Below are 15,619 nucleotides of genomic sequence, written 5' to 3' on the forward strand. Positions count from 1 at the left end.
ACCTCAACATGATTTCTGGTTCAATGGTTTTCTTAATCTATAAGTATTCGTACATTTTCGTTTCAAAAGTTAAATTTCATACTGATATTTGTCTCCAAAAATTTTCTTTAACACTTCATGCGCTTCCTCTTTCATCTCATCTGTTATAGATGAATAAATGACAGAAATGGCTTTTGTGATAATGACGATATCGTCAGCTAAACCCACAGCCGGCAACATATCTGCAATTAAATCGATTGGTAAAATAAAGTATCCTAATACTCCCAGAATCATCAGTTTATGTTCCTTTGGTAAATCAGGACTCTTTAAAGCACAATATAATACGGCAACACCATGTAACGCTCTAAATCCTAAATTTGCGCCGTACTTTTTTACTTTATTTAAAAATTTATCTGGAGAGTAATGTTTTTCCTTCCCGCTTATCGTAGTTTCTAAGTGTAAATCCTCGTTCATATAACTTCCTCCTCTAATCCCATAAACAATAATCTATTTCATTACTATCATTACCAATTAATCAAAAAAGTACTACATAAAAGGATATTCTATAAAAGAAATCGTTTTCCTTTACACGTTGCGAATTTTCAAAAGGGAAAGTTTCGAGTTACTTTTTAACCTTTCGACTTTTCAGATATGCAATAATCTATTATTTATAATTTTATGTATGTTTGGTAATTTCCCTCATTCTTTATCTTTATAAAATTCTATGTGTTTTCATTTCTTAGTTCAATGGAAATTAAATGAAGCTGCCCTGTAAGCACGGGCAGATAGAATAGTTTCTTTTCGCCACATAAATTGCTCCGAATCCAATCACTCAATGGGGTGCTTTCCTTTGTGACACCTCTAAAGGAATATGTTGAAAGGTTTTTACATTAAACAAGCCTGTATCCGTTAATTTAAGCTCTGGAATAACTGGTAAGCTTAAAAAAGAAAGTGTTAAGAAGAAATGGAAACATAGGTCAGGGTGAATTTTATGAAGGGCCGAATGTGTTTCCTCCAACTTCTCAGCTGCTTTCCCCGCGTCAAGAGTAGTCATTAGCCCTGCAATTGGTAAAGCCAGGGATCCAATAACCTCACCATCCTTCACAACAACCAAACCGCCCTGCATTTCTTGCAAAGCCTTTAAAGCACATAGCATATCCTCATCATTTGTCCCTACCACAATCGCATTGTGTGAATCATGTGCAACAGTTGTTGCTACAGCCCCTTGTTTTAGGCCAAAGCCATGGACAATCCCTAAACCTATTGTTCCTAATGAATGGTGTCGTTCAACAACAGCGAGTTTTAATAAATCCTTCTCAATCGAAGGAACGAATAAACCATTTTCAACATCCACTTCTTTTACAATATGTTCTGTCATGATTTGATTTGGCATAATTCCAATCACATTTGCAACATTCCCTTCCTTAAAAGGAATGGCTAAATCATTTGTAGTTAAATCGGGGATATGGACTGAATTTAGAATGGACTCATCAAATTGTGCCATGTTCATTTTCTCATGAAGCATTTTTCCCTCTTGAGCAACCTTATGTCCCTCTTTCCAAACCGCTGCAATTGTCATCTTCTGTAAATCGTCCAGCATGACAAAGTCTGCTGTATAACCTTCTGCAATTGCGCCTTTATCATAAAGACGGTAACATTCTGCGGCATTCAGTGTAGCGAGCTGGATAGCTTGCAGTGGATTCATACCATGTTGCATTGCAAGGGAAACCGCGAAGTTAATGCTTCCTTCTTCCATTAATTCATCTAGGTGTTTATCGTCAGTGCAAAAAGAAAATCGACGAGCATTTGATGGCGTTACAGCCGGTAACAAATCAACTAAGTTTTTAGCTGCAGAACCTTCTCTTATTAGTACGTACATTCCTTGTTTAATCCGTTGCCGTGCTTCTTCTGCCGATACACATTCGTGATCCGTTTGAATTCCAGCCGCACGATAGCCACGCAGCTGATTTCTTGAAAGCCCTGAACCATGACCATCAATGAGTTTGTTGGCATCTTGAGCAAGGTTTATCTTATCCAGCATATCCGAATCTGCTGCTAAAACAGCTGGAAAGTCCATTACTTCAGCAAGCCCCAAAACTTTTTCGTTTTGAATAAATGGTGCTAATTCCTTTGCCTTCATCACCGCGCCTGAGTTTTCAAAAGAGGTACTTGGCACACTAGATGGCAGCATAAAATAGATATCCATTTGTGCATTATTGGCATCATCCAGCATGAATTGCATTCCTTTTGAACCCAAGACATTCACGATTTCATGTGGATCTGTAATAACAGAAGTAATTCCATGTGGTAAAAGGATTTGACTAAACTGGGATGGAGGCAGCATTGAAGATTCAATATGAATATGCGTGTCTATTAAACCAGGGATTACATAACGACCATTTGCATCTTCCTCGGTTTTGGCTGAGTATTCATCATTCTCATCGAGGGCAATAATCTTCCCATCGGCAACAACAATGCTCGCTTTTCTCCAGCATAAAGAAAAAACATCAGCTACATAGGCATTTTTTAAAATAAAGTCTGCTTCCATTCTCTTTTGTGAAATATGGATTGATTTTGCCATTGTTTCTTTGTTCAAGAGCCACAACCCCTTTCCTATCATTCAAGTTTATTTCCTTCTATCATATATTATATTTTCCGAGGGTTCTTATTATAACTACTGGTATAAATAAAATAAAAACATATCTATTATTATGTAATGAAATATAAACCTACATCTGTATTTAATCGTTTTGTTCTTTACTTATAAAGAAATCTTATAAAATTCTCTTATGTGTAAGATCCGCTCATGATAGTATTCACTTCTTAGACTTCCAGAACGCGGACTACGTGGCAGGTTCGCGTCTTTTAAGTAATTAAACTTTCTGGATTATCACAATGAAATAACCAAACCCTACGGAGCTTTTATAATATAAATAGCAAATCCCTTTGAACATCATGCGCTAATGTTCAAAGGGATTCTATGGTTAATTTTCTGGTACTGCCACCCAATGGTCTGGTGATACTTCTTTTAGTACTGTGTTTTGAACATTGTACTTGATTATATTAGATTCTTTGTCCAGCACTCTTTCCTTTTTCTTTTCGATTGCTGGATCTGGAATCGGGATGGACTGTAAAAGAGCTTTTGTATATGGATGCTGAGGGTTTGAGTATAGTTCCTCACTTTCCGCAAGCTCTACAATTTTACCTCCATACATAACGGCTACTCTGTCACTGATATGTTTGACCATTGATAAATCATGGGCGATAAATAAATAAGTTAATCCAAGTCGATGCTGCAAATCTTTTAATAGATCCACGATTTGCTTTTGAATCGATACATCCAGTGCAGATAATGGCTCATCACAGACGATAAATTCAGGATCGACTGCCAGTGCACGTGCTATCCCAATACGTTGACGTTGCCCGCCGGAAAATTCATGCGGATAACGACTTGCATGAGCTTTGTTTAGCCCTACTAATTCCAGTAGCTCCTCGACACGCGCTCTCCGCTCGTCTTTATTTTTTGCAAGGCCATGTAAATCCAAAGCTTCTCCGATAATATCCAACACTTTCTTGCGTGGATTTAATGAAGAATATGGATCTTGGAAAATAATCTGCATATGCCTTCTCATAGTTTTTAGTTGATTCTTTGATAGACGTGTAATAGGTATCCCTTTATAGAGAACATCTCCATCTGTCGGTTCATGTAATTGTAAAATGGTACGACCAGTTGTAGATTTACCAGAACCAGACTCTCCTACTAGACCGAGAGTTTCCCCAGGATAAATTTCAAATGATAAGTCATCTACTGCCCTTAAAATATCACCATGCCCTAAATCAAAATGTTTTTTTAATGATTTAATTTCAAGGAGTGGCTTAGATAAGTCTAAATTTGCACTTAATAAAGGTGCTTTTTTCGGCTCCTTTTTTTCATGCAGTTTTGGTAATGCGTTTAACAGCCGTTTTGTATAGGCATGTTTCGGATTGTTGAATATTTCCTCTGTTGTACCTTCTTCAACAATTTCTCCCTCTTTCATGACAATCACGCGATCACACATTCCAGCTACTACACCTAAATCATGTGTGATTAAAATGATGGATGTGTTTAATTTTTCTTGCATTTTTTTCATCAATGTCAGGATCTGAGCTTGTATGGTTACATCCAAGGCTGTTGTCGGTTCATCTGCAATCAGGAGGGATGGATTACATGCGAGTGCCATCGCAATCATTGCTCGTTGACGCATTCCTCCAGAGAATTCATGGGGATATTGCGAATAACGCTTTTTGCTATTTTGTATCCCTACTAGTTCCAGCAACTCGACGGTTTTCTTGTATGCCTCATCTTTTGAGACTTGTTGGTGTTTCTTTAAGCTTTCTGCAATTTGCTCACCGATGCGAATTGTTGGATTTAAAGATGTCATAGGATCCTGGAAAATCATGCTGATATGCTGGCCACGCACAGATTCCATTTCTTTTTCTGATTGCTCAACTAAGTTCTTCCCTTGGAAATTAATCTCGCCTGATTTTAAAAAGCTCGGTGGAGATGGAAGTAGTCGCATGATGGACCGTGCAGTTACACTTTTACCACTACCAGACTCTCCAACAATCCCTAGAGTCTCCCCCTTTTCAACATGAAAGCTAATACCTTTCACTGCCTCAAATTCTTTCTCATCACCTATGAAAGAAACTTGAAGGTCCTTCACCTCTAACAATGTATTATTCATGTGTATCTTCCTTTATAAAAAAGTAATTTCTTAGTTATATTGACATAAACGTTTCCATACTTTACTATACCACTAGGAATAGTTTAATATAGGGAGGATAATAATTCAAGGTGAAGATATTTAAGTTCATTTTGTAAGAAAGGAGGCTGCCGATGACTCGAAGCATAAATACTCAAAATATAAAAACATCAGGAATGCTTGATTATACTTATCAAAGATTAACAAATAGAGGTAGGATTTACGGAGTTCTTTTGTTTATTCTCGGACTACCAATCCATATTGTTACAATTCTATTATTCTATTTTAGAAAAAGTCAAAATCAGTATGCTGATGCTTACAATAACTGTGAACAAGAATTCGTTTCAAACGGGCTACTCGATATTTGGAGACAACAGTTTTTAGAACAAGAACAAACAAAATCAAGTTTTTTCCATGAATCAGTAACAGCTGATCAAATGAACAAAAATGTAGATTTGCTTGTTCAAAGGAAGCTTCAAAATGAAGTAGAGAAACGAGTATCTTCCATAGGTCTAGAGAAGTATACGTATCATTACTACTTTAGACAGCTTTTAAAGAGTCGCAATTTTTTAATGATTTCAGCTATACCCGGCATTTTGATGTATGGGTTATTACTTTTAAATAGTAATCCATTTGTTCAATTTATTTTCGAACGTGTACTTCAAACACTATTCGTTATTTTAGGAGTAGCGACACTTGTCTTTACCATTCTATATATTTCACCGTTGGATCCGGCTCGAAATATACTGGGTATCGAAGCAACACCCGAACAAATTGAAAACTTTAACCGTCTTTACGGGTTAGACCAACCATATCTGTCTCAATTGTGGAATTCACTATCTGGACTATTTACCTTTGACCTGGGGACTTCCTTTGCGGGGAAAGAAGACATAATGGCAAGTATTGCAAATAAGTTCCCTGTAACCCTTAATATTGCCATTCTTTCGTTATTAATGGCCATCATTATTGCGATTCCTGTTGGGATTATTTCGGCTATACGCCCAAATTCATTTATGGATTATACATTTATGGTTGTGGCTTTAATCGGGTTATCGATTCCTAGCTTTTGGCAGGGTCTAATTTTTATATTAACCTTTTCTCTTGAGCTTAATTGGTTCCCTGCAACGTATAATCCACAAAACTGGTTATCTCTCGTATTACCAGTAGTTGTGCTTGGAACGTCTCTATGTGCCTCTATTGCCAGGATGACCCGTTCTTCGATGCTTGAGGTCATAAATGAGGATTATATTATTACAGCAAAAGCAAAAGGATTAAATGAAAGAAAAGTAATCTCCAAACATGCGATTCGAAATGCAATGATTCCCATTATTACTGTCATTGGGCTTCTATTTGGCGGAATGTTAGGCGGAGCTTCAGTAACAGAGAAAGTCTTTAACATTAGCGGAATTGGGAGCTATATCGTGGATAAACAGTTTATACCCGATATTCCCGCAATATTAGGTGGAGTTGTTTATATTGCCATTACGATTTCGATTGTTAACTTAATTATCGATATTACGTATGCATTCTTTGATCCGCGTATTCGCTCAAAAATGAAAAAGGAGGGGTAATGTGAAAGTCATATCAAACTTAAAGCTTCTACTGAAAATCACACAAGAATATGGAAATGCTCATTTTACATTATCCTTTTCTGCCATTTTTTCATTGTTATTTTTACTTTATAGTTTTAACTTCAGTACCCAAAGTGTTCGACCAATTGTTCTAGTATTCTTCGTAATTTATTTAGTAACAACACTTTATGTTTGGTTCATCTCAAAATCTATAAAAAGAGATTTAGCGAAAGAAAGAGAGATTCAAAAGCGTACTCGAATTCTTGGATATCCATTGATTTTAACAGTACTCGTCGGCAACATTTTCGCAAGTAGCTACGGCTTTTCCTTAGTTTCAAAAAATAAAACGCCTGAATATACATTTGCTGCTTACGCATTTTTAACTCAACTTTTCATCATCGGGATTTCGGCATTTAATCTTTTTAAACCTTATGTCATCGACACATATTTACTCGCTATAGGTGCTTTTATAGTACTTGCGATTATTTTTGCCGTGATGATTATTCTTGTTGCAAAGTATGTAACATCCGCATCAGCACCAAAATGGATGCTTCCAGTCGGAATTATACTTTTAATACCTGTCTTAACTGGTAATCTATTTTCTCTACTACTTGCGATTGGTCTGATTAAAAAGGCTCGTCGAAAAGACGCTTCTTCTATAGAAAAGTGGCAAAAAATGTGGAGTAAAATCCTTCGCAATTCAATGGCTGTATTCGGTATGTTTTTTATCATTTTTATGTTTTCACTATCCGTCATAAGTCCTTGGACATTCGACTATGACTTTGCAACACAAAATAATTATTCTGCTATTTTACAAACACCTACACTGGAGTACCCACTTGGAACAGATGACTTCGGTCGAGATCTATTTTCAAGAATCGTGTTTGGTGCTCAAATATCGTTAATTGTCGGCTTCTTTTCAACGGTTATTCCAGCAGTTATCGGTGGTTCCCTAGGAGCCATATCAGGCTATTATGGGAAGAAGACAGATAATATCATCATGCGTCTGCTCGACATTTTATATGCGATACCAGGTATTTTACTGGCTATTGCCATCATTGCTGCATTCGGTGCAAATACCGTCAATTTAATCATTGCACTTAGCGTAGGTTCAATTCCTACATACGCTCGTACAATGCGTGCTACCGTGATGCAGATTTCCAATTATGAATTTGTAGAATCTGCCAGAGCATTGGGTGCTTCTGACAGTTCGATTATTTTTAAACATATCGTACCAAATTCACTAGCCCCTATGATTGTTAAAGCTACTTTAACAATCGGTGGTGCCGTAATTTCGACAAGTAGTTTAAGCTTTCTTGGACTAGGCGTTGAACCGCATATTCCTGAATGGGGGAATATTTTAAAAATCGGTAGTACTTATCTTGAAACCCATTCATATTTAGCTATTTTCCCAGGGTTATGCATTATGCTGCTCGTGCTATCATTCAATTTCTTTGGTGACGGATTACGAGATGCTTTTGACCCTAAAACAAACTAAAAACGATCCATAGGAGGATTACTATGAAAAAGCTACTAGCTCTATTACTTGTTGCGGTCCTAGCTCTTGCAGGCTGTGTACAAAAAAAATCAGATGTTGAAGGCGGCGGGGATGCCGAGTCAACTTCTGGCGAAAAACCAACAATTGAAATTTTAGGTCAAGCCGCAAATGAAAATGATTTAAATATTTTACGCGACCAACTTACAAAAAACGGTTTTGAGGTTGTATTAAATATTCAACCTGATTACGGTTCATTCTCAGCTCAAAAAGATGCAGGGAACTATGATATCGCTTTATCTAGCTGGACAACAGTAACAGGGAACCCTGACTATGCTGTTCGTGGTTTATTTAAAACTGGTGGGGACTACAGTGTTGTTAGCGATTCAAAATTAGATGAATTAATCGACAAAGCAAGTACATTAACTGGTGATGAAGCGAAGGAAGCATATGCTGAACTTGAACAACTTTTAGTATTCGACCAAGCTTATATTGCACCACTTTATATTTCTAAAAAAGCACAAGGTATTTACTCAGCAAAGGTAAATCCTGAAACAGTTCTTCTTCCAAAATCTCGTGCACAAGTTTGGGAAAATATCTCATTTAATGATGAATCTCTAAATGCTAGCGAAACTTTAGTATTACATCAAGCAATCTCATCATTAACGTCTCTTGATCCAATCAAAGGAAATGATGGTTCGATCAACACATTAAATACAAATATGTATGTTCGTTTAGTGAATCTAACAGAAGATGACCAAGTGGTTTCTGACGGTTCATTATCATACAACAATGTAATGGCAGAAGGTAACTCTGAATACTATTTCATCTTGCGTGATGACATTAACTTTGCAAAAGTAGAAAACGGTGCAGCAGTTGATACTGGTGAACTTGTATCTGCAGAAGATGTAGTCTTCTCTTTAAACCGTGCAAAAGATGAGAAATCGGTTCCAGATCACCGCACATATAGTATCCATGAAAACATTGAAACGGTAGAAGTTGTAACAGACTTAGCCGAATTACAAAATGCTAAAGTTTCTGGTTCAGATGAAACTGTATTAGATGCGTTATCACAAGAATTACCACAAGCAGTAACTGAAGTAGTAGAATCAGAAGATCAAGTTGATAATGCTGCAGGGAAATACCAAGTTGTGAAAATTACAACACCAAATCCATTCCCACAAGTATTAAACTACTTAGCTCACCAATCTGGCGGTATTGTTTCTGAAAAACAAGTAACAAGCATCAATACGTATGATGTTGCAAACTATGATCCAAACACAGATATCGCTTACGGTGACCAAGCAACCGTGACAGAAGGCAACTCTTATAACAACCAATTATTTGCAAGCGGTCCATACATTTTGGTACAAAAAAATGACTATGAAGCAACATTTGTGAAAAACCCTGCTTACCGTGTAGGCAGCGAGTATGAGCCAAAAATTACAAACATTTCTGTACGCTTTATCGATGATAACGACAGTGCCCTATCTGCATTACGTAATGGTGAAGTTCATGTATTACAAACAGTACCTGAAACTAAACTTGATATCGTAAAGTCTGATGAGAACCTAACATTAAATGAAGCAGACAGTAATGGTGTAACTTACTTGCAATTCAATACGAAAGGTCGCGAAGTTTCTGACTCTGCTGATCTACGTAAAGCTGTTCTTTACTCTATTAACCAAGAAGAATTTATTACGTATTACCAAGGGAATAAACTTCCTGCTGTTTCAACTGTAACTCCATTAATAGATACTGGATTAAAACTTGAGGCAGATAGTAAAAAAGTAACTGAATTCTTGAACGCTTATAGCGAAAGTAAATAATAATAAAGCTCGAGTATGCCAAGACATACTCGAGCTTTTTCTTTTTACTGAGAAACCCTTTGTGATAATTGTTCTCTAAATGCTGCCAGGGCAGCCTCTGTATTTACTTCTAATCCTAATTCTTGCAATACTTCACCTATATGACGAATTGCATTTTCTAGCATTTCCCGCGTTGTATTGCCCATATGACCAATACGGAATGCATTGCCTGCTAGATGAGCTAAAGCTCCTGCTACAATCACGCCTTTATGTGAAAGAAGTGTTCGGAATGACACGTCATCCACGCCGTCCGGATATAGCATACAGCTTAATGTTGGTGCCGCCACCTCTTCAGTTGCTAATGATTCCATGCCAAACGTGCGAAGAGCTGAACGAATTCCACGCCCAAAAGCTATGTGACGCTTTTCCCGCTGTTCAATGCCTTCCTCTAAAACTATATTTAAAGCTGTATTATAGGCATAAATCAAGTTCACCGGAGGAGTCGCGAAATACTTAGACGGGTCTTGCATAATTGGTATCCAATTTTTAATGTCACAATAATAAGCGCTGATTGTACCTAAGGCTTCCCGTGCTGAAAGAGCCGTTTGGTTAAACGCTACAATTGCTAACCCTGGCGGAATACCAATTGCTTTTTGAGAACCGGTTAACACGACATCAATTTTATAATCTGGATGTCCATAAGTTTTACTCATACTTTCATCTAGGGCTGCCGTTGCCACTACTCCGTCTAAAATAACTAATGCACCCGCTTGCTTAATAATTGGTATGAGTACTTCTAAATCAGAGATAACACCTGTTGATGTATCAGCATGGGTGATTGTAACAGCTTTATAATTATTGCTGGCTAACTTTTCTTGAACGAGTAATGGATCTACTTGCTTTCCCCATTCTGCTTGTAATACATCTACTTCAATTCCGAAGGCAGTGGCAAGCGGTGTAAAACGATCACCAAAATAGCCGTGACTAATAACAAGTATCTTTTCTCCTCTGCCAACCGTATTAACGATCGCCATTTCCATTGCTAATGTACCTGATCCTGCTACGATGAAGACTTCCCCATCCGTTTGCAGTAATTGTTTTGTTTGCTTTATGCTTGCCTTGAATATGGCAGCAAACCGCGGATCGGTATGCCCTCTTGTTTCACTTGCTAATGCTTCATAAACCTCATCTACTACAGGTGTAGGTCCTGGTACTAAAAGCAATTCTTTATTTTTCATAATACAACATTCCCCTTTGCTATGTAATTTCTTATTTATTCAATTCTTTTAACCTATGATAAATTCCTTCTAAAAATTAAAAGAATGCCCTACTAGCCCATCCCAGCTAGCAAGACATCCCATCCCCATGTCAAAAATTATATGATCCCCTTGTTTGAAGCTATTAGAAATAGTGGATTGGAGGCAACTTATTTCTAATACGAATTAGCTGATTTTTTCGTAGCCTGGTAAAGTTAAAAATTCAACAAATTCATCTTGTTCGATTAAAGTTTTAAACAGCTCAGCCGCTTCTTCATAACGACCTATGTTAAATGCTTGTTCCCCAACAGCATCCTTAATCTGTGCAAGTTCGTTCTCTAAAAGTGCTAAGGTTAACTCGAGTGTGACTTTACGTCCATCTTCCAATACGCCTTTTTCATGGCGAATCCATTGCCAAACCTGAGTACGGGAAATCTCGGCCGTTGCTGCATCTTCCATTAAGTTATTAATTGGTGCAGCACCATTTCCACGTAGCCACGATGCGATATATTGAACCCCGACGCTTGCATTGATGCGAAGACCTTCTTCTGAAATTGTACCTTCTGGGACAGCTACTAAATCACTTGCCGAAACTTTTACATCTTCGCGTTTTTTATCAATTTGGTTTGGTGTTTTCATAATGGCATCAAATTGTTCCATTGCAACTGGTACTAATCCTGGATGAGCAACCCACGTACCATCATGACCGTCTGTAGCCTCTCGAAGTTTATCTTCTGCCACTTTTGCAAAGGCAATGTTATTTGCTTCTTCATCATTTTTCACGGGAATTTGGGCAGCCATCCCCCCCATTGCCGGTGCATTCCGCTTATGGCAAGTTTGAATACATAAAGATGTATAGGCTTTCATAAATGGAACCGTCATTGTCACTTGACCACGATCTGGCAATACAACATCTGGTTGATTACGTAGACGTTTAATAAAGCTGAAGATATAATCCCAACGTCCGCAGTTTAGACCAGCAGAATGTTCACGTAATTCGAAAAGAATTTCGTCCATCTCAAATGCCGCCACAATTGTTTCAATGAGGACAGTAGCTTTAATTGTACCTTGTGGGATGCCCAAATAATCTTGTGCATAAACAAACACATCATTCCATAGTCGTGCTTCCAAGTGGCTTTCTAGCTTCGGCAGGTAGAAATATGGCCCTGTGTTTCGAGCAAGTAATTCTTTTGCATTGTGGAAGAAGTACAAGCCAAAATCAAAGAAGCTCCCCGACATGACTTCGCCATCTACTAATACATTCTTCTCAAGCAGGTGTAATCCTCTTGGACGAACGATTAATACGGCAGTTTCATCATTTAACTTATATGTTTTTCCATTTGACTCTTGCGTTAAAGTAATTGTACGGAAAACAGAATCGCGCATATTAATCTGCCCTGCAATCATGTTTTCCCAAGTTGGTGTTGATGCGTCTTCAAAACACGCCATAAATATTTTCGCACCTGAATTCAATGCATTGATGACCATTTTGCGATCAACAGCAGGACCTGTGATTTCTACTCGACGGTCTTGCAAATCCTGAGGAAGTGGCGCAATTGTCCAATCACCTTTACGGATTTGTGCTGTTTCAGGTAAGAAATGAAGCTGTTCTCCTTGATCAAGACGTTTTTGGCGCTCTTCACGTTTTCCTAGTAGTTCCTTACGTTTCTCGTTAAACTTCTCATGTAGCGAAACAATAAAGGCAAGTGCTTCAGGCGTCAAAATTTCTTGTGCTTGTTCTGATAGTTCCCCTACAATTTTAAGCTTTTGTGATGTAGCCTGTTCCATTTTCCATATCCCCACCTTATCTTAATTGCCCTTTATTAATTGCCTTGACCACAACGCCCAATTATTAACCTCTTATCTTAACAATTTAATAGATTTAGCCAAGGCATAATTATTCAAAATCTTACACGAATTGAGCTGTTTCTGTAGAACCAGCCATCGCTGTAGTAGAAGATGTTCCACCAGAAATTGCTTGAGCCACTTCATCGAAGTAACCAGTACCAACTTCACGTTGGTGTTTTGTTGCTGTATAGCCTTTCGCTTCCAAGTCAAACTCGGCTTGTTGAAGTTTAGAATATGCCGCCATACCATTATCTTTATAGTCAACAGCAAGTTCGAACATTGATTTATTTAGCGAGTGGAATCCAGCTAAAGTTACGAATTGGAACTTATAGCCCATTTTTGCAATCTCACGTTGGAATTCGGCAATCTCTTTATCTGACAGCTTAGCTTTCCAGTTAAATGAAGGCGAGCAGTTATACGCTAACATTTTACCAGGGAATTTTGCATGAATTCCTTCAGCAAATTCACGTGCTTCTTCAATTGATGGGTTAGATGTTTCACACCAGATTAGATCTACATAAGGTGCATATGCTAAACCACGTGAAATCGCTTGTTTAATACCTGCTTTTGTTCGGAAGAATCCTTCTGGTGTACGCTCACCAGTGATAAATTCGGCATCACGTGGATCGATATCACTTGTAACCATATCAGCTGCATCTGCATCTGTACGAGCGATTAAAATTGTATCTACGTCCAATACGTCCATAGCAAGACGAGCTGCTACTAAGTTACGAACTGCATTTTGTGTTGGAAGTAATACTTTACCACCCAAATGACCACATTTTTTCTCAGAAGCTAATTGGTCCTCTAAGTGAACACCTGCAGCACCCGCTTCAACCATTCCTTTTACTAATTCGAATACGTTTAATGGTCCGCCAAATCCTGCTTCTGCATCAGCAACAATTGGAGCAAACCAATCAAAATCATCGTTGCGCCCTTCTGCATGATCAATTTGATCAGCACGCTGTAATGCTTGATTGATGCGTTTTACAACTTGTGGTACCGAATTTGCCGGATACAATGATTGGTCAGGATACATTTGACCTGCTAGGTTTGCATCAGCTGCTACTTGCCACCCCGATAAGTAGATCGCCTTTAAACCTGCCTTTACTTGTTGTACTGCTTGATTTCCCGTTAATGCCCCCAATGCATTAATGAAATCTTCTTCTTGCAAAGACTTCCATAGACGACGAGCACCACGTTTAGCTAGAGTTTGCTCTACTACTACAGAACCTTGTAGTTTTACAACCTCCTCAGCAGTGTAAGCTCTTTCGATACCTTTCCATCGTGGATTCTCTGCCCAATCTTTTTTAATGGCCTCGATTTTTTCATTTCTTGTCGTCATGAATAATCACACCTTCCCCTTTGTTTAAATACTCTCTGTTAAAAATTATTTTATTTGCTGTTCCATAACAGAAGTATTTGCTGTAAATTAATATATAACAGATTATTTTATTTTTCATTATTTTCTGACGAATTATAAGATTTTTAGGATGAAATGGTAAAATATAGAGATGAACTATTTAAATGTTGTTTTAATACAAAGGGGGCTCTAAATTTGGATATGGGGAATACTCAAGTAATGAAAGAGGAATTTAGGGGGCTAGAACAATTTAAAATTATTTTAGAAGATTGGGTTCCAAAGGATGCTTCAATTGTTATTGCATTCAAGGGTAACTATATATATTACAGTCCAAGCATCACTCACATTCATCATAAACTGTGCGAAGAGGTACATCCAAAAAGTGTGGCTGCACAGGTTTTGAAGACCCATAAAAAAACTCAAATCCTTATGGATGATTTCATTTTCGGCACACCTTATTATGCAATTGGTTATCCCATTCTTATCGAACAACAAGAAGCAGCACTTGTAATTGTCCTACCTTCGACTTATGTCCCAGAAAAACAAGAATCTTTTAAGTTTTTAACCGGAAAGCAAGATGAAGATTGGACACCCATTCCTATTGAAAAGGTCTCTCATATTGAAAGTTTGCAAAAACGCACGTGGTTTTATGCTGATGATGAACAATATAAAACCAATGTAACTTTAAAGGAACTCCAATTAAAGCTACCCGAATATTTTATACGTATTCATCGATCTTATATAATCAATATCTATTTCATAAAATGTATAACAAAAGATCTAGCAACTAATTTTGTTGTTGAATTAAAAAATGGCGCGGAGCTTCCAGTTAGCCAGTCCTATATTAATTATTTAAGAAAGTATTTAGAGTTTTAATAGTATGAAAAAAAGATGTTCTCTGCTTACATGGGAGAACATCTTTATTAGTTATCACAAGAGAAGGTTTAATTACCCGAAAATAGCCATTCCTTTCTGCCCTATAGGCTTCCATTAACTTCGAAACACCGTTTGGTTGCTTCCATTATTTCTTGGTGCAATACATACCGTTACAAAAATAGTAAGATACCGGATACCTGATGTAATAAGAACGATTGAGATTATAGTCAATTTGATATTTTATTGAGAATACAGGGGGATTATTTTCTATCATGTTTCTCACCTGAGATTGTATTTTAAAATACGTGTAATTAAAAACATTCATTCAGATAGAATACCATTCGGATTTTATTGATTATCCGTAAGTTAAAAATACGTACAATTGTTTTGCCTTTTCTATGTAAATAAAAAAACCGCTGAATATTCAGCGGTTTTTGTTTGCCTAGCGACGTCCTACTCTCACAGGGGGAAGCCCCCAACTACCATTGGCGCTAAAGAGCTTAACTTCCGTGTTCGGTATGGGAACGGGTGTGACCTCTTTGCCATCATCACTAGACTTATTTAGTTGAAAGAAGTTTGTTCTCTCAAAACTGGATAAAGACATTGAATGCGTTCAAGATTTATATCTATTGTGGTTAAGTCCTCGATCGATTAGTATTCGTCAGCTCCATGTGTCACCAC

10 protein-coding genes and 1 rRNA gene are annotated in these 15,619 nt (G+C 37.5%); 4 read left to right on the plus strand and 7 right to left on the minus strand.

Annotation, left to right across the window (positions count from 1 at the left end; genetic code table 11):
* Positions 1-69: 69 nt before the first annotated feature.
* The 3 genes from ACFQU5_RS19205 to ACFQU5_RS19215 all read right to left on the minus strand — a co-directional run bounded on the left by ACFQU5_RS19205 (position 70) and on the right by ACFQU5_RS19215 (position 4,703).
* A complete protein-coding gene (locus ACFQU5_RS19205) occupies positions 70-453 on the minus strand; it encodes a YkvA family protein (RefSeq protein WP_390291662.1) in 384 nt (127 codons plus the stop codon).
* Between the two features lie 358 nt (positions 454-811).
* Positions 812-2,560, minus strand: a complete 1,749-nt coding sequence (ade, locus tag ACFQU5_RS19210) for an adenine deaminase (protein WP_390291691.1) — start codon at positions 2,558-2,560, stop codon at positions 812-814.
* 403 nt (positions 2,561-2,963) lie between these two features.
* A complete protein-coding gene (locus ACFQU5_RS19215) occupies positions 2,964-4,703 on the minus strand; it encodes an ABC transporter ATP-binding protein (protein WP_390291664.1) in 1,740 nt (579 codons plus the stop codon).
* A gap of 152 nt (positions 4,704-4,855) precedes the next feature.
* Between ACFQU5_RS19215 and ACFQU5_RS19220 the strand changes: the two genes are divergently transcribed.
* Genes ACFQU5_RS19220 through ACFQU5_RS19230 form a run of 3 tightly spaced genes read left to right on the plus strand, consistent with a single transcriptional unit; the run spans position 4,856 to position 9,616 of the window.
* On the plus strand, positions 4,856-6,292 hold the full coding sequence (locus ACFQU5_RS19220) for an ABC transporter permease (RefSeq protein ID WP_390291666.1): 1,437 nt from the start codon (positions 4,856-4,858) through the stop codon (positions 6,290-6,292).
* A gap of 1 nt (position 6,293) precedes the next feature.
* Complete coding sequence (locus tag ACFQU5_RS19225; RefSeq protein ID WP_390291668.1) at positions 6,294-7,790, plus strand: ABC transporter permease; 1,497 nt, start codon at positions 6,294-6,296, stop codon at positions 7,788-7,790.
* Positions 7,791-7,813: 23 nt separating this feature from the next.
* Positions 7,814-9,616 carry an ABC transporter substrate-binding protein gene (locus ACFQU5_RS19230; protein ID WP_390291670.1) on the plus strand — a complete coding sequence of 601 codons (1,803 nt, stop codon included), beginning with the start codon at positions 7,814-7,816 and terminating at the stop codon, positions 9,614-9,616.
* Positions 9,617-9,660: 44 nt separating this feature from the next.
* Here ACFQU5_RS19230 and ACFQU5_RS19235 read toward each other — a convergent pair whose 3' ends face one another.
* The 3 genes from ACFQU5_RS19235 to aceA all read right to left on the minus strand — a co-directional run bounded on the left by ACFQU5_RS19235 (position 9,661) and on the right by aceA (position 14,044).
* Positions 9,661-10,833: a pyridoxal-phosphate-dependent aminotransferase family protein gene (locus tag ACFQU5_RS19235; protein ID WP_390291672.1), complete on the minus strand. Its 1,173-nt coding sequence runs from the start codon at positions 10,831-10,833 to the stop codon at positions 9,661-9,663.
* A gap of 204 nt (positions 10,834-11,037) precedes the next feature.
* On the minus strand, positions 11,038-12,639 hold the full coding sequence (aceB, locus tag ACFQU5_RS19240; RefSeq protein WP_390291674.1) for a malate synthase A: 1,602 nt from the start codon (positions 12,637-12,639) through the stop codon (positions 11,038-11,040).
* Between the two features lie 121 nt (positions 12,640-12,760).
* A complete protein-coding gene (gene aceA, locus ACFQU5_RS19245) occupies positions 12,761-14,044 on the minus strand; it encodes an isocitrate lyase (protein WP_390291676.1) in 1,284 nt (427 codons plus the stop codon).
* A gap of 237 nt (positions 14,045-14,281) precedes the next feature.
* Here aceA and ACFQU5_RS19250 point away from each other — a divergent pair, with 237 nt between their 5' ends.
* Positions 14,282-14,938 (plus strand): LytTR family DNA-binding domain-containing protein, encoded by a 657-nt coding sequence (locus ACFQU5_RS19250; protein ID WP_390291678.1) that lies wholly within the window; start codon positions 14,282-14,284, stop codon positions 14,936-14,938.
* A gap of 440 nt (positions 14,939-15,378) precedes the next feature.
* On the opposite strand, the gene rrf is transcribed toward ACFQU5_RS19250, so the two are convergent.
* Positions 15,379-15,494 (minus strand): 5S ribosomal RNA (rrf, locus tag ACFQU5_RS19255).
* Positions 15,495-15,619 lie beyond the last annotated feature (125 nt).

The organism is Ureibacillus sp. GCM10028918 (assembly GCF_042666115.1).
Taxonomy (GTDB): Bacteria; Bacillota; Bacilli; order Bacillales_A; family Planococcaceae; genus Ureibacillus.

Bases quoted from the DNA above. Each gene is read 5' to 3' on its own strand.
- ACFQU5_RS19205 (WP_390291662.1), bottom strand. From the start codon at position 453: ATGAACGAGGATTTACACTTAGAAACTACGATAAGCGGGAAGGAAAAA.
- ade (WP_390291691.1), bottom strand. From the start codon at position 2,560: ATGGCAAAATCAATCCATATTTCACAAAAGAGAATGGAAGCAGACTTT.
- ACFQU5_RS19215 (WP_390291664.1), bottom strand. From the start codon at position 4,703: ATGAATAATACATTGTTAGAGGTGAAGGACCTTCAAGTTTCTTTCATA.
- ACFQU5_RS19220 (WP_390291666.1), top strand. From the start codon at position 4,856: ATGACTCGAAGCATAAATACTCAAAATATAAAAACATCAGGAATGCTT.
- ACFQU5_RS19230 (WP_390291670.1), top strand. From the start codon at position 7,814: ATGAAAAAGCTACTAGCTCTATTACTTGTTGCGGTCCTAGCTCTTGCA.
- ACFQU5_RS19235 (WP_390291672.1), bottom strand. From the start codon at position 10,833: ATGAAAAATAAAGAATTGCTTTTAGTACCAGGACCTACACCTGTAGTA.
- aceB (WP_390291674.1), bottom strand. From the start codon at position 12,639: ATGGAACAGGCTACATCACAAAAGCTTAAAATTGTAGGGGAACTATCA.
- aceA (WP_390291676.1), bottom strand. From the start codon at position 14,044: ATGACGACAAGAAATGAAAAAATCGAGGCCATTAAAAAAGATTGGGCA.
- ACFQU5_RS19250 (WP_390291678.1), top strand. From the start codon at position 14,282: ATGAAAGAGGAATTTAGGGGGCTAGAACAATTTAAAATTATTTTAGAA.